Origin of the sequence: Streptomyces sp. NPDC014734 (assembly GCF_043083325.1) — a bacterium.
Lineage (GTDB): Bacteria > Actinomycetota > Actinomycetes > Streptomycetales > Streptomycetaceae > Streptomyces.
Window position 1 is genome coordinate 1 of the sequence record NZ_JBIBYN010000004.1, and the last position, 24,628, is coordinate 24,628.

The window sequence follows — 24,628 nt, forward strand, 5'->3', positions numbered from 1 at the left end:
GGATGGTGTGGGAGGTGCAGCCGATGGTGGTTTCGGTGGGTCCGTATTCGTTGATGATGGTGGTGTGGGGGTGGTTGTTGCGCCAGGTGGTGAGGCTTTCGGTGGTGAGTGATTCGCCGCCGAGGACGAGTTGTTGGGTGGGGGAGAAGGTGGGGTTGAGGGTGTTGAGGAGTGTGAGGTGGGAGGGGGTGGCTTTGACGAAGGTGGGGGGTGTGGTGGGGGGTGTGGTGTGGTCGTTGAGTTCGATGAGGTGGGCGGTGCCGCCGGTGGTGAGGGGGCCGAGGAGGCCGGTGATGGTGAGGTCGAAGGCGATGGGGGAGTGGACGAGGGCTTGTTGGTTCATGGAGGGGTAGAGGTGGTGTGCCCAGGCGAGGTAGTGGTTGAGGGAGTGGTGTTCGACGATGACGCCTTTGGGGCGTCCGGTGGAGCCTGAGGTGTAGATGATGTAGGCGGGGTTGTGGGGGTGGAGTGGGGTGGTGCGGTCGGTGTCGGTGGGGTTGTGGGTGGGCTGGTTGTGGTGGGGGTGGGTGTCGAGGGTGAGGTGGGGGGTGTTCGTGGTGGGGAGTTGGGTGGTTGTGGTGGTGTCGGTGATGAGGAGTGCGGGTGTGGAGTTGTGGAGCATGTAGGTGATGCGGTCGGTGGGGTAGTCGGGGTCGATGGGGAGGTAGGCGGCGCCGGTCTTGAGGATGGCGAGGATGGTGGTGACGAGGTCGGGGCTGCGGGGGAGGGCGAGGGCGACGTACTGTTCGGGGCCGATGCCCTGGCTGATGAGGTGGTGGGCGAGGCGGTTGGCCCGGGTGTTCAGTTCCGTGTAGGTGAGGGTGTTGTTGTCGTGTTGTACGGCGATGGCGTGCGGGGTGCGGGTGGCCTGGGCCTGGAACAGGTCGGGCAGGGTGGCGTCGGGAACGGTGTGTGCGGTGTCGTTCCATTCCCGCAGCAGTTGCCGCTGTTCCTGCGCGGAGAGGATGTCCAGGGTGCTCAGTGGCCGCGACGGGTCGGTGGTGACCGAGCGCAGCAGTCGTTCGAGTCGTTCCGCGATGGCGTGGGCGGTTTCCCGGTCGAAGAGGTCCGTCGCGAATTCGACGGAGCCGTGGACGCCTGCGGGGTGTCCTTCGGCTGTGGTGCGTTCCTCGATGTCGAAGGACAGGTCGAATTTGGCTGATTCGGCCTGGATGAGGTGTGGTTCGACGGTGAGGCCGGGGAGTTGGGCGGGTGTGTCGTTGCCCTGGAAGGTGAGCATGACCTGGAAGAGCGGGTGGTGGGACAGTGACCGGGTGGGGGAGACGATCTCGACGAGTCGTTCGAAGGGGACGTCCTGGTGGGCGTAGGCGGCGAGGTCGGTGTCGCGGACGCGGTCGAGGAGTTCGGTGAAGGTGGGGTTGTCGGAGGTGTCGGTGCGCAGGACGAGGGTGTTGACGAAGAAGCCGACGAGGTTGTCGAGGGCGTCGTCGGTCCGGCCGGCGACGGCTGTGCCGATGGGGATGTCGGTGCCGGCTCCGAGGCGGGTGAGGAGGGCGGCGAGGGCGGACTGCACCACCATGAAGACGGTCGACTGGTGTTCGCGGGCGAGGCGGACGATTGCTTCGTGGAGTTGGGTGTCCCACAGGAAGGGGATCGTCTCGCCGTGGTGGCTTGCCTCGGCCGGGCGTGACCGGTCGGCAGGCAGTTCGAGCTGTTCCGGCAGCCCGGCCAGTGCGGTGCGCCAGTGGTCGATCTGGCGGGCGATCACGCTCTCCGGGTCGGACTCGTCGCCGAGGAGGTCCCGCTGCCACAACGCGTAGTCGGCGTACTGCACCGGCAGCGGCTCCCACGCCGGGGCCCGGCCCTCACGACGGGCCGCGTACGCCACCGACACATCACCCACCAACGGCGTCTGCGACCAGCCGTCCCCGGCGATGTGGTGCATCAGGAGCAGCAACTCGTGCTCGTCCGGTCCGAGGGTGAACAGAGTGGCCCGCAGCGGGATCTCGGACGCCAGGTCGAAGGCGTACTCGGCGGCCCGCGCCAGCGCCGTCCCCAGGTCGTCCGCCGTCGTCTCGACGACGTCGACGACCGGCAGGGCCGCCTCTCCGTCCAGGATTCGCTGGTAGGGCGTACCGTCCGTCTCGGCGAAGACGGTACGCAGGCTCTCGTGCCGGACGACCAGGTCGCCCAGGGCGGCCCGCAGGGCCGGCACGTCCAACGCACCCGACAACCGCAGGGTCATGGGCAGGTTGTAGGTGGCTCCGGGGCCCTCCAGTTGGTGCAGGAACCACAGGCGCCGCTGGGCCGGGGACAGCGGCAGTCGTTCCGGCCGCTCCTTCGGGGCCAGTGCGGGCCGGGTGCCCGAGGCTTCTTCGAGCCGCCCCGCGATACCGGCGGCGGTCGGCGCCTCGAACAGGTCTCGCATGGCAAGTTCCACGCCGAAGGCCGCGCGGATCCGGCTGATGAGGCGGGTGGCCAGCAGCGAGTGGCCGCCGAGGTCGAAGAAGCTGTCGTCGACCGCCACGCGCTCGACGCCGAGCACCTCGCTGAGCAGCGCGCACATGACGTCCTCACGCACGTCGCGCGGCCGGCGTCCGGAGGCACCCGTCCCCGCCGCCCCGGCAGCCGCCGTGAAGTCCGGTGCGGGCAGCGCCTTGCGGTCGACCTTGCCGTTCGGGTTCAGCGGGAAGGAGTCGAGCACGACGAACGCCGCCGGGACCATGTACGCGGGCAGGACCTCCGCGGCGCGCTTTCGGAGCCGGGTCACGTCGACGGCGGAATCGCCGCCGACCGGCACGACATAGGCCGCGATGCGCTGGTCGCCCGGCTGGTCCTCGCGGACCACCGCGACGACCTGGGCCACGGCAGGGTCGGCCGCGACGACCGCCTCGATCTCGCCCAGCTCGATGCGGAAACCGCGCACCTTCACCTGGAAGTCGACGCGGCCGTGATAGTCCAGCAGGCCGTCGGGGCGCCAGGACACGAGGTCGCCCGTGCGGTACATGCGCGACCCGGCCGCGTCGAAGGGGTTCGCGATGAAACGTTCCGCCGTCAGGTCGGGGCGGCCCAGATAGCCGCGTCCCAAACCGTGCCCGGCGATGTACAGTTCGCCCGGCGTGCCGACCGGGACCGGATGCAGCGCGGCGTCCAGGACGTACATCCGCATGTTGCCGATCGGCCGGCCGATCGGTGCGCGTCCGTCCTCGGTGACGTCCGTGAGGACCGACCAGACGGTGGTTTCCGTCGGGCCGTACAGGTTGGTCACGCTCGCGGCGAGCTCCCGCATCCGCAGGGACAGTGCCGGTGGCAGCGGCTCCGCGCCGACCAGGATGCGCAGACCGCGCACCGCCTCCGGGTGCTGGGCGATCAGGCCCTGCCACAGTGACGGCGTGGCCTGCATGAGGGTGATGCCGCGATCGGTCAGCAGCTCGGCGATGCGGGCGGCGTCCCGGGCCTGTTCGGACGTCGCGACGACCACCGAGGCGCCGGACAGCAGAGGCAGGTAGAAGTCGAGGCCCGCGATGTCGAACGCGACCGTGGCCACGGCCAGCAGCCGGTCCGAGGGGGCCGGGGCGAATCGCTCCTGCATGGCGGCCAGGAAGTTGACAAGGTTGCGGCCGGTGATGACGACGCCCTTGGGACGGCCCGTCGAACCGGAGGTGTAGATGGCGTACTGGGGATGGTCCGGGGAGACCGCGGCGGGGGCCGGTGCGGTCTCCGGCAGGGCGGTGAGTTCCGTCCGGACCTCCGCGGTGTCCAGGGCGACCAGCAGCGAGGCCTCCACCGGCAGGCGCGGTGCCGTAGCCGTGGTGGCCAGGACGCACACGGGGTCCGCGTCCGCGAAGATGTAGCCGATCCGCTCGGCCGGGTGCTCCGGGTCGACCGGCAGGTAGGCGGCGCCGGTCCTGGCCACCGCGAGCAGTGCGACCGGCAGGTCCAGGCCCCGGGGCAGGGCCACTGCCACGTAGCGCTCGGGTCCGGCGCCCCGGCCGGACAGCAGGTGGGCGAGGCGGTCGGCGCGGGCGTCGAGTTCCGCGTAGGTCAGCCGGTCGTCCCCGCACAGCACCGCCACGGCGTCCGGTGTCCGCGCTACCTGCTGCGCGAACAGCTCGTGCAGACTCGCGACGGGCACCTCCCGCTGCGTGTCGTTCCACGCGGCAGGCACCGAAATGCCCACGCCCGGCAGCTCCGAACCGTGCCTCGATGTTCCAGCCATGCCGCTGACTCCTAGTGCAGTCCGTAGTGATGCTCGTGGTGGGCCGGTCGGATAGGCCCGCCGAGGTGCCCCGGCACCGATGCCCCGAATCCGCCGCGCCGCGCCGTGCGGCCGGGTCCCGGGACCGGCGCGACCGAAAGGGGGCCAGTGGCGCGGGACAGGGAATCCGTGCCCCCCGGGGACCCCTGACCACCGTCATCACGCCAGCTCAGAAGGTAGGTCGCACAGCTTTCGTCTCGTTATCGAGCATGCTTCGCAATACGGTGTCCCGGACCGTGCGACGCATGCCGTCGGCCGGTTGGGAAACCGATAGGGCGTCGATAAGACGCACGCCTAGGGTCCCGCCCATGGTCCCTTCCTCCGCCCTCCGCACACCGTGGTTGCGAACCTTCCAGCCCGTCGCCTCACCCCGGGCACGGATCGTCTGCTTCCCGCACGCGGGCGGTACGGCGAGCTTCTTCCGTACCTGGCACCCGGCGATGCCGGAGGGGTGGGAGGTGAGCGCGGTCCGCTACCCGGGGCGCGAGGAGCGCATCATCGACCCGCTCATCGGCGACATGACGGAACTCGCCGAGCAGATCGCCGACGCGCTGGCTCCTCACCTGGGCACGCCCACGGCTTTCTTCGGGCACAGCATGGGCGCGTCGGTCGCCCACGAGGTGGCCGCCCTGCTCGCCGCACGCGACGCCACGAAGACCCCCGTGGCGCTCTTCGTCTCGGGCCGGGGGGCACCGCACCGTCTCAAGCGCGTCGCCAACGGCGACCTCACCGACGAGCAGTTGCTGGCCACCGTGCACGGTCTCGGCGGGCCCGGCGCGGAACTCCTGCGCGACCCCGAGCTGCAGGAGCTGGTCCTGCCGCCGATCCGTTCCGACTACGAGTTGCTCGACGCCTATGCGGCAGGTCCCAAGGCCCCTGCCGTGAGCATCCCGATCACCGCCTACTACGGGGAGTCGGACCCCGGGCCGTCCGCCGAGGACGTCCGGGCCTGGTCCGAGCTCACCACCGCGCCGTTCGAGGCACGTTCCTTCACCGGCGGTCACTTCTTCCTCGTCGACCACGAGGTCGAGGTGATCGGGGACTTCCGGCGGCGCCTCGGCGCCCTCCTCTGACCGGCCACCGGGCACCGATCCACCGGCCACCGATCCATCGGGCACCGATCCACCGGCCACCGGGCATTCGGCACCGTCCACCGGCCATCCGGGCGCCGGCCCGCTCCGACGCGAGACCCAAGGAATGAGTGACATGTACCGGACCATGATGAAGTCCAAGATCCACCGGGCCACCGTCACCCAGGCGGCCCTGCACTACGTCGGATCCGTCACGGTGAGCAAGGACCTGATGGAGGCCGCTGACCTGCTTCCCGGGGAGAAGGTCGACATCGTCGACATCGACAACGGAGCCCGCCTGTCCACGTATGTCATCGAGGGGCCCCGCGACTCGGGCGTCATCGGTATCAACGGCGCGGCCGCGCGGCTCATCAGCCCCGGAGACCTCGTCATCATCATCGCGTACGCCTCTGTCGACGACCGCGAGGCCGGTGACCTCGTCCCCCGGGTGGTCTTCGTCGACGGGGAGAACAGGGTCGCCTCCCAGGGCGGCGATCCCGCCGACGTCCCGGTCGGCTCCGGGCTGAGTGCGGGGAACGTCGTGGGCTGAGTGCGGGGAAGGCCGTGGGCCGAGCGCGGGGAAGGCCGTGGGCCGAGTGCGGGTTCCCGATTCCGACGACACCGCCGACGCCGGCCGCGAGTACGCGGGATGGGACGGGGGCGTCGTGCTTCTTCGCGGGGGCCGCCACTCCTTGAGCGGCGGCCCCCGCCGTGCTCGTCAGCCCTCGAAGCCCTGGTCGCGCAGGATCTTGTCGATGCGGGTGCGGTGGGCGTCCTCCCAGGCGTCGAGGGTCTCGCCGGCCTCCTTGGCCAGCTTGGCCCGGGCGGCGGCCAGGGTCTCCTCGGCGCGGGCGGAGGGGACGACGACGATGCCCTCCTCGTCGGCGACGACGATGTCCCCGGCGTTCACCGTGACGCCGGCGCAGTGGACTTCGGTGTTGAGAGGTGTGACGACCTTCTTGCCGCCGGGGAAGGGGATCACCCCGCGGGCGAAGACGGGGAAGCCCATCTCCCGGACCTCGGCGAGGTCGCGGATCAGCCCGTCGGCGACGAAGGCCACGACACCCCGGCGCTGTGCGACGGCGCAGACGTTTCCGCCGGCCAGCGCGTAATCCGGGTCGCCCGACTCGACGACGATGACGGCCCCGGGTTCGGCGCGGTGGATGGCGGCGTGCAACATGAGGTTGTCACCGGGAGGGCACCGCACGGTGAACGCCGGTCCGGCGACGCGGGGCACCGGCGACCACAGCGGGCGGATGCCGGTGCCCATGACCTGCGCACGGCCCAGGACGTCGGCGAGGGTGGTGGTCGGGATCTCCGCGAACACGGACGCGGATGCCGATGCGGACTCGGATGCGGGGACGGGCGCGGCGGTGGGGGTGTCTGTCATGGGTTCCCTGTTTCGTTGCTGTTGCTGTTGCTGTTGCTGTTGCTGTTGTGGGCGCGGGGCCGAGGCGGCGCGTCCTTCTCGGGGCTGTAGGAGTGCGGCTGCCAACTGGCGCCGCCGTCTCTCGTCGACAGTACGGCTCCCTCGTCGCCCACGATCCAACAACACAGCTCCGAGGAGATGTGCACGGCCCACAGGGACATGCCCGAACCGGTCGATCGGGCAAGCCAGTTGGCCCCGCCGTCCCGGGTGAACAGCACGGTGTCGCTGCGGCCGACGGCGCAGCCCACGCGGCCGTCGGGGGCGAAGTGGACCGCGTTGAGGCTCTGGGTGGTGCCGACGGTGCGGCGGTGCCAGGTGGCGCCGCCGTCGTCGCTGCCGAGGACCGTTCCGTCGTCGCCCACGGCCCAGCACCGGCGGTCGTCGACGACGTGCAGGCCGACCAGGTCGTCCGTGCCGCCGGGGTCCTGAGGCAGCCAGGTGGCGCCGCCGTCACGGGAGTTCAGGAGGGTGCCGCCGGTGCCCACGGCCCAGCCGGTCCGGTCGTCCGCGAACGCCACCGTCCACAGCGCGACTCCGGCCGGTGCGCCGGACCGCGGGAGCCAGGTCGCCCCTCCGTCGTCGGTGGCGAGGATCGTGCCCCGGTCGCCCACGGCCCAACCGGTGCGCCGGTCGGGACGCAGGTGCACCGAGAGCAGGTCGGCGCGGGTGCCGGTCTCCTGGGCCTGCCAGGTGGCGCCGCCGTCGCGGGTGACCATGACGGTTCCGCCCCGGCCCGCCACCCACGCCGTGTCGGCGTCCGGAGCCGCGATCCCGTACAGGTTCGTGGCAGGGCCGATGGGGCGCGGACTCCACCGTTCCGCGTCCCGCGAGACGAGGACCGTGCCGCCGTCGCCGACCACCCAGCCGCCGTCCGCGTCCGGGAGGACGTGCACGCCGTAGAGGTTCTTGCCGGTGCCGGAGACATGCGTGCGCCAGGTCTCCCCGGTGTCCTCGCTGCCGAGGACCAGACCGCCGTCCCCGGTGGCGTTCAGTCCCTTGCCGTCGGGCGAGACCCATACGCCCTTGAGGTTGTTGGCGGCGGTGCCGTCCTGGCGCCGCCACCGGGCCCCCGTGTCCGAGGTGGACAGGATCGTGCCCGCGTCCCCGACGGCCCAGCCGAGTTCGCCCGAGGCGGTGAACGCGATGCCCCACAACGCGGCGTCCGTGCCGCTGTCCCGGAGGGACCAGGTGGTGCCGCCGTCCCGGGTGACCAGGAGTGTGCCGGCCCGGCCGACCGCCCACACCGTGTGGGCGTCGACGGCGTGCAGGGCCGTCAGGGCGGCGGTGGTGGGGGTGGTCTGCCGGTGCCAGGTGGTGCCGCCGTCGGTGGTGGCGAGGACGGTGCCGTCGTCGCCGGCCGCCCAGGCCCGCAGCCCGTCGTCCGGGCCGTGCACGGCGTGCAGGTGCCCGGTGGCCGGGATGTCCTGCCGGTGCCAGGTGGTGCCGCCGTCCGTGGTGGCGAGTACGGTCGCGGCGGTGCCGACGGCCCAGCCGCGCGACGCGGTCAGGTGCAGGGCGTGCAGATCCTCGGTGGTGGGGGTGGTCCGCCGGTGCCAGGTGGTGCCGCCGTCGTTGGTGGCGAGGACGGTGCCGTCGTCGCCCGCCGCCCAGGCCCGCAGCCCGTCGCCCGCGCCGCGCACCGCCCACAGCAGCGGGCTGCCCTCGGCGCAGGCGTCGCGCCAGGTGGCGCCCCCGTCGACGGTCACGGCTGCGGCGCCGTCCTGCCCCACCACCCAGCGGACCGGCCCCTCACCGTGCACGCTCACGAAGTCCTTGTGCACGCCGTTGAGCTGAGGGTTCCAGGTGTGGCCCCCGTCCTCGGTGGCCAGGATCAGGCCGTCGTCGCCGGCCGCCCGGCCGCGCAGCCCGTCGGGTGCGAAGGCGAGCGTGACCACGTCCTTGCCGGTGCCGCTGGACAGGTGAGAGAAGGTGCGGCCTCCGTCGGTGGAGACGCGGATCATTCCGTCGTCGCCCGATATCCACACCGTGCGCCCGTCCGGTGCCGCCCACACCCCGTAGACGTCCAGCTCGGTGCCGCTGTCGGCCCCGGCCCAGGTGGCTCCGCCGTCCTCGGTGCGCAGCACGGTCCCCCCGCGCCCGACCACCCAGCAACGGTCGGGGGAGACGGCGAGGACGCCCCGCAGATCGTCCCGGGTACCGCCGTCGTGGGCCGTCCAGGTCGCTCCGGCGTCCGTCGTCGCCAGGATCGCGCCCTTTCTGCCCACGATCCAGGCCACCCGTTCGTCAAGGGCGAAGCAACGCGTGAAGTGTGCGTCGGACCCGGTCCGCCGGTGCCGCCAGCTGTTCCCGCCGTCGTGGGAGGCGAGCACGGTGCCGCCGTCCCCGACGGCCCAGCCGGTCCGGCCGGACGGGTCGAACGAGACGCCGTAGAGGTTGCGTTCGGTGCCCGATTCCTGCCGTCGCCAGTGCCCGCCGCCGTCCTCGGTGCGCAGCAGGACCCCGTCGCGGCCCGCGGCCCAGCCCCGTCGTGTGTCGACGAACGACACCGCGCGCAGATCCTTGTCCGTGTCGCCCTGGGGCGACCACCCGGTGCCGCCGTCGCGTGTCGCGAGGATCATGCCGCCGTCCCCGACGGTCCAGCCGTGCGCCTCGTCCACCAGGCAGATGCCCTGGAGGTTCACACTGCGCGGCGCGACGTTCCACGTGGTCATGATGAACTCCTGTAACGGCCGCGGGCGAAGGCCGTAGCCCTTGCGTAGGTGATGCCGGACGAGAACGGGGACGGGGACGGGGGGCGAGGTAAGGGAAGGGAAGAGAAGAGAGGGAGGGAGGAGACGGGCGGCGTCGCGGCACGCGGGGATGACCGGTCAGCCGGTCGTGGGCACCTCGTCGGCGGCGGCCGACCGGGAGCGCAGTCCGCGGGCGACGATGGCGGGCATCGCCGCGCCCAGCACGGCGAACGCCGCGGCCAGGATCACCCATCCCAGCGCCCCGTGATCGAGCACCAGCCAGGTGAAGACCGCAGGGGCGATCATCTTGCCGATGTCGGCGCCCATGGCGTGCGTGGCCTGGTACTGGCCCTGGGCGTGGTCCGGGGCCAGGTCGAAGGCGATGCCCCAACTACCCGCCGCCTGACGCACTTCGCCGAGGGCGTGGGCGACGGCGCCCACCGCCAGGAGCAGGCAGGCCGGTGCGATGGCCACCCCGTCGCTCAGCGCGAACACCAGGCAGGCGGCCGCGACGCAGCCCGCGCCCTGGAAACTTGCCCGCGCGGCGGCCGCCGGGTGATCCGCGCCGCGGGCGGCCCGGGTCTGGACGGCCACCACCAGGACGGTGTTGAGCAGCAGGATGGCCGCGCTCGCCCAACGGGGCGCCCCCGTGTGCTGGATCACCCACAGCGGCAGCACCACGTCGAGCAGGATGGCGTGGGTGGTCAGCAGCCCGTCCAGGGCGGCGAACGCGAGGTACGGGCCGTCCCGCAGCACCGCGAGCGCCGGACCCGCCGACGCCGGAACCGGCGGCACGGACGGTTCCTTGAACGTGAGCAGGCCGGTGAGGAGGAAGGTGACGGCGATGAAGCCCACCGCCCCCTGGAACGCCACACGCGAACCCACCGCGAGCACCAGACCGGCGAGGCACGCCCCGACCGCGACACTCGCGTTGGAGGCCGCGCGCACCTGGGCGAGCACGGTCACCCGGTTCGCCGAGGGAATGAGACCCGCGATCATGGCCTTGCGCGCGGAGCGGCCGGACCGGTAGGCGATGCCCTGGACGGAGACGATGACCATGTACGGCCAGAAGTCGTCGGCGAACAGCAGTGCGCAGGTCAGCACGGACAGCACCAGGAACGACCAGATCTGCACGGTCCGCGGGCCGGCCCGGTCGGCGAGATGCCCGAGCGGGATGCTGCACAACAGGACGATCGCGGCGGCCACGCTCACACTGATGCCCAATTGACCGACCGTCAGGTGCAGGACGGTCACCGCGTAGATCGAGCTGAGCGCCATCCACAGCCCCTGGCCGAGCGTCATCACCATGGTGATGACCGTGAGGAGGCGTGCGGGTCCGGGCGGAGGCAGGAGGGATTTCATTCCGATGACGCTCCTCGCTCTTTCTCTCCCCGCTCTTCTCTCCCGGCGAGGCTAGGTCACCGTCGGAGCCGTCGATGCTTGCGCCCACAAAAGGAATTGAGCGCGAAAATCCCGTTCTGCTCGTTGAGCCGCGTGCGCACAGTACGAGACCTATGAGCAGAAGAGGATTTACTCGTTTAAGGAGAAGTGCGGTCTCAAGGGACCGGCCCGTTCCGTCTGGGGCTAGCGTCGGCCCCGTGCCCGTCCCGGCAATCTCCGCCCCGTCGCGGGCGAACACGGCCGGTCACGACACTGGCTTCCCGTCAACGGAGTTCGGACCGACATGACCACAGCACTCGACCGAAGCCTGGGCGCCGGCCTGCTCCATCACGCGAGCGTCCTTCCCGACCGCGTCGCCCTGACCATCGGGCGTCGCGACTACACGTACGAGGAGACCGCGACCGTCGCACGGCGCTGGGCCGCCGCCCTCGTCGAGGCGGCCGACGGCCGGCCCCGCCGGATCGGGGTGCTCGCCGACCGCAGCGAGGTCTCCTATCTGGGTGTGGCCGCCGCACTGTTCGCGGGCGCCGCCTTCGTCCCGCTCAACCGGAAGTTCCCGGCCGCGCGGACCCGCACCATGCTGGCCCGCGCCGAGGTCGACGCCGTCCTCGCGGACGCGGCCTCGGCCGCCCGGCTCCCCGAACTCCTGGAGGGGCTGGAGCGCCGCCCCGTCGTCCTGCTGCCCGACACGGCGCGGACCGAGGTGCCGGGGCTCGACGGGTACCGGGTGCTGGACGCGGCCGACCTCGCGCGGTTCGCGCCGTCGGCGGAACTGCCCGGCCCCGGCCCCGACGACCTGGCGTACCTCCTGTTCACCTCGGGCAGCACCGGCCGGCCCAAGGGGGTGCCGGTCACCCATGGCAACGTGCGCGCCTTCCTCGACGCCAACCGGGACCGCTACCGCCTCACCCCCGACGACCGCCTCACCCAGACCTTCGACCAGACCTTCGACCTGTCGGTCTTCGATCTGTTCATGGCCTGGGACAACGGTGCCCGGGTGTGTTCCATGGACCCCATCGAGCTGCTCGCGCCCTTCCGGTACCTGGAGCGCAACGGCATCACGGTCTGGTTCTCGGTGCCGTCCGTCGCCGCCGTGCTGCGCCGTCGCGGAGTGCTGCGGCCGGGCACCATGCCGACGCTGCGCTGGAGCCTTTTCTGCGGGGAGGCGCTGCCGCGTGCCATCGCCGAGGACTGGCAGGCGGCGGCGCCGCACTCCACCGTGGAGAACCTGTACGGGCCGACCGAACTCACCATCGCCTGCACCGCCTACCGCTGGGACCCGGCGACCGGCCCGGCCGAATGCGTCCACGACAACGTCCCGATCGGACGGCCCTATCCGGGGCTCGACGCCGTCGTCGTCGACGAACGGCTCGCCGACGTGCCGGACGGCGAAGCGGGCGAGCTGTGCGTGGCCGGGCCGCAGACCACGCCCGGCTACTGGCGGGCCCCCGAGCTGACGGCCCGGCGGTACTTCGAACGCGACGGCCTGCGCTACTACCGTACCGGCGACCTGGTGCGGTACCTGAACGGCCAGTACGTCTGCCTCGGCCGCAACGACCAGCAGGTCAAGATCGGCGGCCACCGCGTCGAACTCGGCGAGATCGAGGGAGCCCTGCGCCGGGCCGGGGCCCCGGAGGCGGTGGCACTCCAGTGGCCCGACGCCCAGACGGTCACCGCCGTGGTGTCCGGCACCGCCGACCCCACCGCCCTGGCCGACGCCTGCGCGGACGGCCTGCCCGCCTACATGGTGCCGAGGACCGTGCGGGTCGTCGACGAGATGCCCGTCAACGCCAACGGCAAGGTGGACCGCCCGGCCCTGATCCGATGGCTGGACGAGACCGCGTCCGGTCCGCGTCCGCACGAGGTCGGGGACGCCGCGTCCGGTCCGCGTCCGCGGGCGGTGCGGGACGCCGTGTCCGAACCGCGTTGACGCCCGACTTATGACGCCGTGCCCGGCAGGCCCGGCACCGTGCGGCCCATGCCGACGCCCGACCCCACGACATCGCGCACGACCAACCTCAGGAGGGGAACCATGAGCAGCGTCGACGCCCTCGTCGCCCGCACCCTGGGCATCACCGAGGACCGGGTCACCGACGCCCTCGAATACCAGTCGATCCGGGAATGGGACTCGCTCGGCCACGTCTCGCTGATGGTGGCCCTCGAAGAGGCCTACGGCGTGACCGTCGACGACGAACTCACGCTCTCCCTGCGCTCGGTGGTGGCGATCCGCGAGTTCGCCGAGGGCAGCGCCCCGGCCCCGGCCCCCGCCGCCGGCCGCCGCGACACCGTGCACCGCGGTCTGGACGGCGTCAGCTTCGACCGGACCACCATCACCCGCATCGACGGTGCCGAGGGAGTCCTGGAGTACCGCGGCTACAGCATCCACGACCTGGCCGAGCGCGCCTCCTTCGAGGAGGTGGCCCACCTGCTCGTCCACGGCGAACTCCCGGACGCCACAGCCCTGTCCGCCTTCGAGAAGGAGCTGCGCGCCGCGCGCTGGCTGCCCGGACCGGTCCTCGACCTGGTCCGCTCGCTGGCGCACGCCCACCCCATGGACGCGCTGCGCACCGCCGTCTCCGCGCTCGGCGCGTTCGGGCCCCGGCGCGACGCCACCGTCGACGAGACGTACGAGCAGGCCCGTGACACCGGCATCGCGCTGATCGCCCGGATCCCGATGCTGGTCGCCGCCCACCACGCCTTCCGCGAAGGCCGCGAACCGTCGCTCCCGGACGAGGAGATGTCCTACGCGGAGGCGTTCCTCACCACCCTGCTCGGCGAGCGGCCCACACCGGCCGCGGTCCGGTTCCTCAACAAGGGGCTCATCGTCCACGCCGACCACAGCTCCAACGCCTCGGCGTTCGCCGCCCGCGTCGCCACCGGCTCCCGGGCCGGGATGACGGCCTCGGTGACCGCGGCCGTCGCCACCTTCGCCGGCTCGGTGCACGGTGGCGCCGCCGAGCGCGTCATGAGGCTGCTCGACGACGTGGGCGAGCCCGGGCGTGCCGGGGAGTACGTTGCCGAACTGCGCGGCCGGGGCGAACCGGTGATGGGCTTCGGCCACCGCGTCTACCGCACCGAGGACCCCCGGGTGCGCCATCTGCGGGCCACCGTCGTCGAGTTGAGCCGGGAGCGCGGCGACCACAGCGGTCTCGACATCCTGGACGCCGTCGCCGAGGCCATGCGCCCCTACGGGCGGCACGGCCTCGCCGCCAACGTCGACCTCTACGCGGGCCTCGCCTACCGGCTGCTGGGCCTCCCCGACGACCTCGCGGTGCCGCTGTTCGTCATCGGCCGCACCGCCGGCTGGGTGGCGCAGGCGCTGGAGCAGCAGGCGGACAACGTCCTGATCCGGCCGCTGCTCGACTACGTCGGCCCGCAGCACCGTGACTTCCCCGCGATACGGGAGGTGGGCGCCCGATGACCGCGCCGATCAGGACCCGGCTCGCCGGGCGGCCGGCCGAGCTGTACGGCCTGCCGGAGTGCGCCGACGCGAACGGCTTCGACCTCGGGGCCGTCCCGTACACCGGCCGCGTGCTGATGGAGTCCCTGCTCAGAGCCGGGGACGACGCGGCCGCCGCCGCACTCGGCAAGCGGCTGGCGGCCGGGGAGGACCCCGGCCTGGAGATGCCGTTCCGGCCGGCCCGCATCCTCGTGCAGGACTACACCGGCATCCCGCTCCTGGTGGACCTGGCGGCGCTGCGCGACCGGGTGGCCGAACCGGGGCGCGTCAACCCCGCGCTGCCCGTCGACGTGGTCGTCGACCACTCCGTCCAGACCGATGTCGCGGGGCGGCCGGACGCGCTCGCCCGCAACGAGGCGCTGGAACTGCGCCGCAACGCGGAGCGGTACACGTTCCTGAAGTGGGCCGAGGGGGCCTTCGACGGGCTGCGGGTCATCCCGCCGGGCAGCGGCATCGTGCACCAGATCAACCTGGAACGGCTCGCGACCGTCGTCGCCCACGGGCCCGGCGACCTGCTCCACCCCGACACCGTCATCGGCACCGACAGCCACACCACCATGGTCAACGGCCTCGGCATCCTCGGCTGGGGCGTCGGCGGCCTGGAGGCGGAGGCCCTCATGCTGGGCCTCGCCCAGCCGATCCGCGTCCCGCCCGTGGCCGGGGTGCGGCTGACCGGTGCGGTGCGGCCGGGCACCTCGTCGACCGATGTGGTGCTCGCGCTCACCGAACGGCTGCGCCGGGAGAACGTACGCGGGCTGATGCTGGAGTTCACCGGCCCGTCCGTCGCCGCCCTGTCGGCCCCCGACCGCTGCACCATCGCCAACATGGCGCCCGAGTACGGCGCGATGTCCGCCTTCTTCCCGGTGGACGACGAGACCCTGGACTACCTGCGGATCACCGGGCGCGACGAGCGGGACACGGCCCTGGTGGCGGAGTACTGCCGCCGCCAGCGCCTGCTGCGCGAGGACGCCGAACCCCGGTTCGGCAGGGTGATCGACGTCGACCTGGGGGAGATCGGGCCGAACCTGGCCGGGCCGAGCCGCCCCGACCAGCGGATCGGCCTCGGCGACCTGCCCGGTTCCTTCGCCGCCCTGCATCCCGCCGCGCCCCGGACCGAGGACGGTGTCACCGACGGCGACCTCGTCATCGCGTCCATCACGTCGTGCACCAGCACCTCCAACCCGAGGTCGATGCTGGCCGCCGGACTGCTCGCCCGGCGGGCCGTGCGGCGCGGTCTGGGCGTGCCCGCCCACGTCAGGACCAGCCTGGCCCCCGGCTCCCGGGCCGTGACCCGCTATCTGCGGGACGCCGGGCTCCTCGACGACCTGGAACGGCTCGGCTTCCACGTCGCCGGGTACGGCTGCATGACCTGCAACGGCGGCAGCGGCCCGCTGAACGAGGGCGTCGGCGAGGCCGTCGACCGTGCCGGGCTCACCGTCGCCGCGGTGCTCAGCGGCAACCGCAACTTCGAGGCCCGGGTGCACGCCCAGGTCCGGGCCGGGTACCTGGCCTCGCCCGCCCTGGTGGTCGCGCTCGCCCTGGTCGGCAACGTCCGCGCCGACCTGGACCGCGAACCCCTGGGCACCGCCGCCGACGGCACCCCCGTGATGCTGCGCGACCTGTGGCCGGACGACACCGAACTGCGCGCCCTGGAAGCCGAGTTCGTGAAACCCGAGGTCTTCGCGGAGGAGCCCGGGGACCCCCGGGAGCGGCGGGGCTGGGCGGCGCTCACCGCCCCGGACGCCGAGGTCTTCGCCTGGGACGAGGACTCCACCTACATCCGCCCCCCGGCCTACGTCGACGCCGGCCCCCGCACCGGCCCCCTCGCCGGCGCCCGCGCGCTGCTCGTGCTCGGCGACGACGTCAGCACCGACCACATCTCCCCGGTCGGCGCGATCCCGGCCGACTCACCGGCCGGACGCCACCTGGGCGGGCTCGGGGTGCGCGACTTCAACTCCTACGGTTCGCGACGCGGCAACCACGAGGTGATGGCCCGCGGCACCTTCAGCAACCCCCGCCTGCGCAACCACCTGGTCGGCGACGGCGACAGCGGCGGCACCACCCTCCATCTGCCCAGCGGCGAGCGGCTGCCCGTGTACGAGGCAGCGCGCCGCTACGCCGCCGAGGACACCCCGCTGATCGTGCTCGCCGGGCACTCCTACGGCATGGGCTCCTCCCGGGACTGGGCGGCCAAGGGGCCGTGGCTGCTGGGCGTACGGGCGGTCCTCGCCCGGAGCTTCGAGCGCATCCACCGCGCCAACCTGTGCGCCATGGGCATCCTGCCGCTGCTGCTGCCGCAGGACCCCGAAAGGCTCGGCCTGTCCGGCCGGGAGACGTTCCACCTGGAACTCGACGGGGCGCGCGAGACCGGCACGGTACGCGCCGAGGCCGACGGGACCACGTTCGTGCTGCGCGCCGACGTCCGGTCGGCGGGGGAGTGGGACGTCCTGCTGGCGGGCGGCACCCTGCCGCATCTGCTGGCCCGGCTGCGGGACGGGGAGGCGCGGTGAACGGGGGCCTCCTCGACGAACTGGGCCTGCGGTCCGCCGCGTCGGCCGACGCCCTCGCCGCCGGGGCCAAGGCCTTCGCCCCGGTGCACCTCGGCACCCACGGCGTGGGCATCGGCACGGTGCTCGACCTGATCCACCGGGACGAGGGACTGCTGCCGCCGCGCACCGGGCACCTCGGCAACTGGGACGACATCGCCCGGGGCCGGTCCGGGCCGATGGACTTCAACACCGCGATCTGCGGCGGCGGCCACGGCTACCCGCTGATCTACGGTTTCACCCGCACCGAGGCCGCAACCGAGGGCGGCGACGAGGCCTACCAGCCGGGCTCGCTGATCGAGAAGGGCACCCGCGAGACCCTGGCCCTGCACACCTGGGACGGGCGCCGCTTCGTCCGGCGCGACCGCTCCCGCCCGCTGTTCTGCCCGCTGACCCGGGCCGAGGTGGACGGCGAACTCGTCCCGCTCGTCGAACTGCACTGGCGGCGCATGCGGGAGATCCCCGGCTTCCGCTTCACCCAGTGGGCGGCCGTCCTCGCCGACAACGGCCCCCTCGTCACCGACATGCTGACCCTGCTGATCGAACAGGCGGACGCCACCGCGAAGCAGGGCACCCGGCTGTCGGAACTGATCAGCCACGCGGCCCGGCCCGCCGGTGAGGTGGACCGCTGCGACCTGAGGCGGGACGGCGAGGGGTACGTCCTCGAAGGGCACCGCTACCCCTCGGCCCGCGCGCTCGCCGAAGCGGCGATGGCGTTGGTGCGCGCCCTCGTCGAACCCGCCGCGTTCTTCGACCGGCTGCCGGAACTGCCACCGGTGCTCCCGGTGATGTCGCTCCAGCTGACCAACGTGCTGTTCGCCCTGCTCGGCACCCACCGCCCGGACCGGCCGGCCGGCGTCCGGGAGAGCCCCTTCATCACCCATGCGCACTGGGGTGCGCGGGCCATGGCGGGCTGCCCGCCGCGCCGCGGCGGCTACCTGACGCGCCGGTCCACCGTCCGCTCGCTGCGGGCCATCACCGCACCGCTGGTACGCCACTTCGACGAGGCGGCCCCGGTGGCCTTCGTGCTGCTGCCGGCCCAGGTCTTCATGCTCTGCCCGCCCAGCACGGAGAGGGCCGACGCCGAACTGCTGGCGGAACTCTTCGCGCGGCTGCGGGCGGCGGGTCCCGGCGACTCCCACGAGCAGGCGCTCGGCTGGTTCGCGACGCACGGCGAGCGGCTGTCGCCCTATCTGCGGGGCCGTTTCGTCAGCGGCAGCGGCGTGCCCGCCGACGGCGAGGAGCGCGGCGACGCGGTGCCCGTCGAGCCGGAGGGCTTCCGCGACCTGACCTTCCGTCAGGCATGCGGGGTGGTCGCGGCGTTCGAGGAGGCAGGCGGATGAGATTCGAACACCGAGCCATGGAGATCGCGCTCAAGGAGCCCTTCGCCAGCAACACGGGCGTCACCACCGAGGTGCGGCAGAGCGTCGTCGAGCTGACCTGGGAAGGCCTGACGGGGCACGGCACCGCCCGCGGCGCCGACCCCGCCGAGATCGACGCCTGCGCCCCGGTGCTCACGGACACGGCCTCGCCCCACGCACTGCGACGGGTACTCGGCCGGCTGACCGACGCCGGGATCGGACCGGCGGCGCGGTCGGCCGTCGACATGGCGCTGCACGATCTGCTCGGCAAGGCATGCGGACAGCCGCTGCACCGGCTGCTGGGTCTGGACGGGCTGCCCGTCGCCCCGACCGCCCTGTCCATCGGGGCCTGCCCCGACGACGAACTCCTGGCCCGCGGACGGGCGCTCGCCGACTGGCCGGTGCTGAAGCTGAAGTTCACTCCGGACGACGACGGCAGCCGCGCCGGGGTGCTGCGCTCGGTGTACGGCGGGCGCATCCGGGTCGACGGCAACGGCTCCTGGGACCCCGAACGGGCGCTGCGGGTCGCCCGCACCCTGCACCGGCACGGCGTCGAACTGCTCGAACAGCCGGTGCCGCCCGGCGACCCGGAGGCGCTGCGGTACGTCCACGAGAACGCGCCCCTGCCGGTCTACGCCGACGAGGACTGCGCCGGACCCGAGGACGTGGCACGGCTGGCCGGCCGGGTCGGCGGCGTCAACGTCAAGCTGGTCACGTGCGGCGGGCTCCTCGCGGCCCGCGAGACCGTCGTACTCGCCCGGCACGCCGGGCTGCGGGTCATGCTCGGCTGCAAGCTGGAGAGCTCTCTCGGGGTCACCGCCATGGCCCAGCTGGCGCCGCTCGCCGACGAACTCGACCTGGACGGCCACCTCGGCCTCGTCGGCGACCCGTATACCGGCGCCGCGGTCGACCGTGGTGTGATCGGTCTGCCGACGGCCCCCGGCCTCGGCGCCACCACCACCGGCACGAAAAACGGAGAGAACTGACATGCGACTGCGCTGTGCCGTGCTCGACGACTTCCAGGACGCCGCGCTGCGATCCGCCGACTGGACGCCGCTCCAGGACCGGGTCGAGGTCGTCACCTTCCGTGAACACCTCGTCGACGAGGGCGAACTCGCCTTGTCCCTCGCCGACTTCGACATCGTCGTCACCCTGCGCGAACGGGTGCCGTTCCCGGCCTCGCTGCTGGACCGCCTGCCGCGGCTGAAGCTGCTCGTCGCCTCCGGCATGCGCAACTCGGTGATCGACTTCGCCGCCGCGGAACGCAACGGCGTGACGGTCTGCGGCACGGCGAGCTCCTCCACCCCGCCGCTGGAGCTGACCTGGGCGCTCCTGCTCGGACTCGCCCGCGGCCTGGTGACCGAGAACAACGCGCTGCGCGAGGGCGGCCCCTGGCAGTCCACCGTCGGCGCCGACCTGCACGGCCGCCGCCTCGGGCTGCTCGGCCTCGGCAAGATCGGAAGCCGGGTCGCACAGGTGGGACTCGCTTTCGGGATGGAGGTCGTCGCCTGGAGCCAGAACCTCACCAAGGAACGCGCCGACGAATTCGGCGTCGAACTCGCCGCGAACAAGGAGGCGCTGCTGGAGAGCAGCGACTTCGTCTCCATCCACCTCGCGCTCGGCGACCGCACCCGCGGCCTGCTCGGCGCGGACGAGATCGCCCTGCTCAAGCCCACCGCCTACCTGATCAACACGTCGCGGGCCGCCATCGTCGACCAGGACGCGCTGCTCGCCGCCCTGCACGAAGGCCGCATCGCCGGCGCCGGAGTGGACGTCTTCGACGTCGAACCGCTCCCCGCCGACCACCCGATGCGCACCGCCCCCCGCCTGCTCGCCACCCCGCACCTCGGCTACGTCTCGCAGCACAACTACGCGACGTACTACGGCCACGCCGTGGAGGACATCCAGGCGTTCCTGGCGGGCGAACCGGTACGCCGCCTCGGCTGACCGGATGCCGCGGCCGGCCGACGGCCGGCCGCGGCGGTCCCTCGAAGTCCGTTCCCCCGCCCCTTGGAGATCCACGTGAGCTCGCAACGCCGCACGATGAAGCTCGGCGCCTTCCTGCCCGCGCCGGGCCACCACGTAGCCGCCTGGCGGCACCCCAACGCCCGGCCCGACGGCGGACTCGACTTCGACTACTACCGCTCGCTCGTGCGGACCGCCGAACGCGGTCTGTTCGACATGGTGTTCCTCTCCGACGGAGCCGGGGTGCGCACCAAGTACCGGGACGCCGACGAACTCAGCCGCCAGGGCCGCATGGTCCACTTCGAGCCGCTGACGCTGTTGTCGGCGCTGGCGGTGCACACGACGCACATCGGGCTGGCGTCGACGGCGTCGACGTCGTACAACGAGCCGTTCAACCTGGCGCGGAAGTTCGCGTCGCTGGATCACCTGAGCGCGGGGCGTGCGGGGTGGAACGTCGTCACCTCGGCCACCGACGCGGAGGCGCGGAACTTCAATCTGGACCGGCAGGCGGATCACGCGTCGCGGTATCGCCGGGCGCGGGAGTTCATGGAGGTGGTGACGGGGCTGTGGGACAGCTGGGAGGACGACGCGTTCCTGTACGACAAGGAATCGGGGCGGTTCTTCGATCCGGAGAAGCTGCACATCCTGGGGCACGAGGGTGAGCACTTCCGGGTGCGCGGTCCGCTGAACGTGGCCCGTCCGCCGCAGGGCTACCCGGTGATCGTGCAGGCCGGATCGTCGCCCGACGGGCAGGACTTCGCCGCCCGCTGGGCCGAGGTCGTCTTCACCGTCCAGCAGACCCTGGACGGCGCGCAGAACTACTACCGCGGGTTGAAGAAGCAGGTCGCCGACCACGGCCGCGACCCCGACCAGGTGAAGATCCTGCCCGGCGCGTTCATCGTCGTGGGCCGGACCCGGGCGGAGGCCGAGGACAAGTACGCCACCCTCCAGGACCTCGTCGACCCGGTCGTCGGCCTCGGCATGCTGTCGTACCAGCTCGGCATGGTCGACATCTCCGGATACCCGCTCGACGGGCCGCTGCCCGAACTCCCGCCCACCGAGGGCTCCACCAGCAAGCAGCAGCTCCTCTACGAGAAGGCCCGCCGCGAGGGCCTGACCATTCGCGAGCTGTACCTGTCCGTGGCGGCCGGGCGCGGCCACCGCTTCCTGCTCGGCACGCCGGAGACCATAGCCGACGAGCTGGAGGACTGGTTCGTGAACGAGGCAGCCGACGGCTTCAACATCATGCCCGACTACCTTCCCGACGGCCTCGACGCCGTCGTCGATCTCCTGGTGCCCGAACTCCAGCGGCGCGGGCTGATGCGCACCGCGTACGAGGGCACCACCCTCCGCGAGAACCTCGGCCTGCACCGGCCGGCGTTCCGCTCCGCCGGGAGGGCCGCCACATGACCGTCGAGGCGACGGCCCTGCGCGCGGTGCTGCGCCCCCACCCCTCCGGGATCGCGGTCCTCACCGCCCAGGGCCCGGCCGGGCCCGCCGGCGCGACCATCACGTCGTTCACCTCGCTCAGCGCCCACCCGGCCCTGGTCTCCTTCGCGCTCGCCGACTCCTCCAGCACCTGGGCCCAGGTCCAGGACGCGGAGTGGTTCGGCATCCAGCTGCTGGGGGCGCACCAGGCGGAACTCGCCCAGCGGTTCGCGACGCCCGGTGCCGACCGGTTCGCCCCGCCCACCGGCTGGCACCGGGGCGCGCACGGGGTGCCGCTGCTCGACGACTGCCTGGGCTGGCTGGTGTGCGCCCGGCAGCACCGGTCGAGGACCGGCGACCACCACCTGGTGGTGGCCTCCGTCGAGGACGTGCGCGAGGGGGAGCCCGGGGAAAGCCTCGTGCACCTCCACGGACGGCTGTGGCCCGTGACCTCCTCCACCGTGTCAAGGATCTGAACCCATGCCGAAAGTCCTGCTGTTCTCCCGTCAGCCGCTCCTCCAGCGCCCCCTGCACGAGTGGCTCGACGACACCGCCGACCGGGTCGTCCTGATCACCACGCCGAAGGCCGTCCGCGGGGCCGAGGACATCCTCGCCGAGCACTTCCCGATGCACCGCCTGGTGCCCGACTACCACTCCTGGGCCACCGAGGCGATCGCGGAGGAGACGGCGCGCGCCCACGGCGTGGACCTGGTCGCCAGCAGCAGCGAGAACGACGTCCTGCGGGCCGCCCGGCTGCGCGCCCGGCTCGGGCTGTCCGGCCAGCACCCCGCCTCCGCCACCGCCTACCGCGACAAGGTCGTCATGAAGCGGATCGCCCGCGAGGCAGGGATCCGGGTCCCGGAGTTCACCGCGGTCGACTCCCCGGCGGACCTGCTCGACTTCCTCGACGCGGTGGGCTTCCCGGCCGTCGTCAAACCCCGTTTCGGAGCGGGCTCGGAGGGCGTCTCGGTGCTGCGCGGCCCGCGGGACGTCACCGACTTCCTGGACCGGCAGAACGCCTCCGACGTGCCCTACCTGCCCGGGCAGTGGATGGTGGAGAGCTTCGTCCACGGCGACTTCTTCCACGTGGACGGCATCATGCGGGACGGCAGGGCCGTGCACTGCTGGCCGTCCCGGTACGGCACGGAGGGGCTCGCCGGGCGGCTGCAGGACCACTCGCACCTGAGCGGCATCATGCTCGCCCCCGACGACCCGCGTTTCGGGACGCTGACCCGGCTGACGCACGAGGTGCTCGCCGCCCTGCCGGGCTCCTCGGTCCCGCTCGCCTTCCACCTGGAGGCGTGGACCGGGGCCGACGGCGAGCCGGTGCTGTGCGAGATCGCCAGCCGGGCGGGCGGCGCGCTGATCGCGGAGGCGTACGAGCGGGCCTTCGGCGTGCACCTGGCCAGGGAGGGGCTGCGGGCCCAGTGCGGCAGCCCGCTCGCCCTGACCGAGCAGCCGCCGCCGCCCGAGGGCGTCTGCGGCTGGATCATCCTGCCCCCGGGCCGCGGCGTCTTCGTGCCGCCCACGAAGCCGTGCCCGGTGACCGTGGCGGACTTCACCGTGCGGCTGGCCCCGGGGGCCGTGGGGCGCGGCGTGGAGCACCTCACGCAGTCCGCCGCCGACGCCCTGGTCACCGCGGACACCGCGGCACGGGTGCACGCGTACCAGGAGGAGATCGCCCAGTGGTGGTCCGCCGCCGCCGACTGGGTTCCCACCGACGCGGAACCGCCCCGATGACCCACCGGAACGCACCGAGCAGAACCGAAAAGAGCTGTCATGCCTGAGCACGTACTCGTCGTCGGGACCGGCCGCGACTTCCCCGCCCGGCTGCGCGCCGCCCGACCCGGCACCGAGACCTCGGTGATCGTCCACCTGGACTACCTGTACAAGGTCCGGGAACCGGCGGGCAACGCCCGGGTGATCGGGGTGCGCGGCGACGCCCCCGACGAGGAGTGGATCGCGCTGGCCGCCGCCGCGCACGCCCGGCACCCCTTCACCCGGATCGCGACCTTCGGCGAACGGGACCAGGACCGCTACGCCGCGATCGGCGAGGCCCTCGGGCTTGCCTGCCACAGTGTGAGGACGGTGTCCCTGGTCCACGACAAGCAGGCCATGCGCGACCGGCTCGCCGAAGCCGGCCTCGACACCACCGCGCACGCCCGGGTCGCCGATGCCGACGCCCTGCGGGCGTTCGTCCGCGAGCACGGGACCTGCGTGGTCAAACCGGTCTCGGGGGCGGGCAGTGCCGGGGTGGCCCGGGTGACCGCCGACAGCGACCTCGCCGGCGTCTTCGACCGGGCCGGCGGCAGCTACCTCGGGCTGGTCAACCCGGGTGTGCTGGTGGAGGAGTTCATCGAGGGCCCCCAGTTCAGTGTCGAGGCGGTCTCCGAGCGGGGCGAGCACCAGGTGGTCGCGATCACCGCCAAGTACTCCGACCCGGCGACCTTCGTCGAGCTCGGCCACGTCTCGCCCGCCGAACTGCCCGGGGAACGGCGGCAGGAGATCCACACCTGCGTCGCCGGTGTCCTGGACGCGCTCGGCGTGACCTTCGGCGTCACCCACACCGAGGTGGTGCTGGGCCCGGCGGGGCCGCGGGTGATCGAGACGCACGTGCGGATGGGCGGTGACGAGATCCCGGCCCTCACGCTGGACGCCACCGGGGTGGACCTCGACGCGTGCGCGCTGCGGCAGACGCTGGGGGAGCGGGTGCTGCCGGACGTGCGGGCCGCGCTCGCGGCACCCCGGGAGCCGCGCGCCTCGGCGATCTGGTTCGCGGTGCTCGGCGCCCGCGGGCTGCTGGGGGAGGTCACCGGGCTGGCGGAGGCGCGCGCCGTGCCGGGAGTGACCGAGGCCCGGGTGAGCGCCCGTGCGGGCGCCGAGGTCGGTGGGCTCACCTCCTCGGACTCACGGGTGGCGTACGCGCGTGCCCTCGGCGGATGTGCCGAGGAGGCGGTCGCCGCGGCCCGCGAGGCCGTCGCGCACCTGGAGTTCCAGCTCCGGGTGCGCGACGTGGGCGGATCGGCGGTGTGACCACCGGACCACCCGCCCCGGGTGTC

Annotated in this window: 16 protein-coding genes; 12 read left to right on the forward strand and 4 right to left on the reverse strand. The window is 72.8% G+C overall.

Annotation, left to right across the window (positions count from 1 at the left end):
• A partial coding sequence (locus tag ACF1CT_RS08745) for an amino acid adenylation domain-containing protein (RefSeq protein WP_391783073.1) occupies positions 1–4,180 on the reverse strand: 4,180 nt, incomplete at its 3' end.
• 347 nt (positions 4,181–4,527) lie between these two features.
• Between ACF1CT_RS08745 and ACF1CT_RS08750 the strand changes: the two genes are divergently transcribed.
• Both ACF1CT_RS08750 and panD read left to right on the forward strand, forming a co-directional pair.
• Positions 4,528–5,292, forward strand: coding sequence for a thioesterase II family protein (locus ACF1CT_RS08750; RefSeq protein ID WP_391783074.1), 765 nt, complete (start codon positions 4,528–4,530; stop codon positions 5,290–5,292).
• Between the two features lie 133 nt (positions 5,293–5,425).
• A complete protein-coding gene (panD, locus tag ACF1CT_RS08755) occupies positions 5,426–5,839 on the forward strand; it encodes an aspartate 1-decarboxylase (protein ID WP_391783075.1) in 414 nt (137 codons plus the stop codon).
• A gap of 168 nt (positions 5,840–6,007) precedes the next feature.
• On the opposite strand, the gene ACF1CT_RS08760 is transcribed toward panD, so the two are convergent.
• From ACF1CT_RS08760 to ACF1CT_RS08770, 3 genes are all read right to left on the reverse strand, one after another.
• Positions 6,008–6,679 carry an RraA family protein gene (locus tag ACF1CT_RS08760; RefSeq protein ID WP_391783076.1) on the reverse strand — a complete coding sequence of 224 codons (672 nt, stop codon included), beginning with the start codon at positions 6,677–6,679 and terminating at the stop codon, positions 6,008–6,010.
• Positions 6,676–9,390, reverse strand: a complete 2,715-nt coding sequence (locus tag ACF1CT_RS08765; RefSeq protein ID WP_391783077.1) for a WD40/YVTN/BNR-like repeat-containing protein — start codon at positions 9,388–9,390, stop codon at positions 6,676–6,678. Before ACF1CT_RS08765 ends, ACF1CT_RS08760 begins: the two co-directional genes overlap by 4 nt.
• A gap of 156 nt (positions 9,391–9,546) precedes the next feature.
• On the reverse strand, positions 9,547–10,770 hold the full coding sequence (locus ACF1CT_RS08770) for an MFS transporter (RefSeq protein WP_391783078.1): 1,224 nt from the start codon (positions 10,768–10,770) through the stop codon (positions 9,547–9,549).
• A 322-nt stretch (positions 10,771–11,092) separates the two neighbouring features.
• Between ACF1CT_RS08770 and ACF1CT_RS08775 the strand changes: the two genes are divergently transcribed.
• The 10 genes from ACF1CT_RS08775 to ACF1CT_RS08820 all read left to right on the forward strand — a co-directional run bounded on the left by ACF1CT_RS08775 (position 11,093) and on the right by ACF1CT_RS08820 (position 24,602).
• Complete coding sequence (locus tag ACF1CT_RS08775; protein WP_391783079.1) at positions 11,093–12,739, forward strand: amino acid adenylation domain-containing protein; 1,647 nt, start codon at positions 11,093–11,095, stop codon at positions 12,737–12,739.
• A 102-nt stretch (positions 12,740–12,841) separates the two neighbouring features.
• Complete coding sequence (locus tag ACF1CT_RS08780) at positions 12,842–14,230, forward strand: citrate/2-methylcitrate synthase (protein WP_391783080.1); 1,389 nt, start codon at positions 12,842–12,844, stop codon at positions 14,228–14,230.
• A complete protein-coding gene (acnA, locus tag ACF1CT_RS08785) occupies positions 14,227–16,779 on the forward strand; it encodes an aconitate hydratase AcnA (protein ID WP_391783081.1) in 2,553 nt (850 codons plus the stop codon). Before ACF1CT_RS08780 ends, acnA begins: the two co-directional genes overlap by 4 nt.
• Positions 16,776–18,158 (forward strand): DUF6025 family protein, encoded by a 1,383-nt coding sequence (locus tag ACF1CT_RS08790; RefSeq protein WP_391783082.1) that lies wholly within the window; start codon positions 16,776–16,778, stop codon positions 18,156–18,158. The genes acnA and ACF1CT_RS08790 overlap by 4 nt, the downstream gene beginning before the upstream one ends.
• Positions 18,155–19,162 carry a mandelate racemase/muconate lactonizing enzyme family protein gene (locus ACF1CT_RS08795; RefSeq protein ID WP_391783083.1) on the forward strand — a complete coding sequence of 336 codons (1,008 nt, stop codon included), beginning with the start codon at positions 18,155–18,157 and terminating at the stop codon, positions 19,160–19,162. Before ACF1CT_RS08790 ends, ACF1CT_RS08795 begins: the two co-directional genes overlap by 4 nt.
• Before the next feature lies 1 nt (position 19,163).
• Positions 19,164–20,123, forward strand: a complete 960-nt coding sequence (locus tag ACF1CT_RS08800; protein WP_391783084.1) for a D-2-hydroxyacid dehydrogenase family protein — start codon at positions 19,164–19,166, stop codon at positions 20,121–20,123.
• 75 nt (positions 20,124–20,198) lie between these two features.
• Complete coding sequence (locus tag ACF1CT_RS08805) at positions 20,199–21,551, forward strand: LLM class flavin-dependent oxidoreductase (RefSeq protein ID WP_391783085.1); 1,353 nt, start codon at positions 20,199–20,201, stop codon at positions 21,549–21,551.
• The gene (locus ACF1CT_RS08810) at positions 21,548–22,045 is read left to right on the forward strand and encodes a flavin reductase family protein (protein WP_391783086.1); all 498 of its coding nucleotides are present in this window, start codon (positions 21,548–21,550) and stop codon (positions 22,043–22,045) included. Before ACF1CT_RS08805 ends, ACF1CT_RS08810 begins: the two co-directional genes overlap by 4 nt.
• 4 nt (positions 22,046–22,049) lie before the next feature.
• The gene (locus ACF1CT_RS08815) at positions 22,050–23,309 is read left to right on the forward strand and encodes an acetyl-CoA carboxylase biotin carboxylase subunit family protein (protein ID WP_391783087.1); all 1,260 of its coding nucleotides are present in this window, start codon (positions 22,050–22,052) and stop codon (positions 23,307–23,309) included.
• A gap of 39 nt (positions 23,310–23,348) precedes the next feature.
• Positions 23,349–24,602: an ATP-grasp domain-containing protein gene (locus ACF1CT_RS08820; protein ID WP_391783088.1), complete on the forward strand. Its 1,254-nt coding sequence runs from the start codon at positions 23,349–23,351 to the stop codon at positions 24,600–24,602.
• The last annotated feature ends 26 nt before the right edge of the window (positions 24,603–24,628 follow it).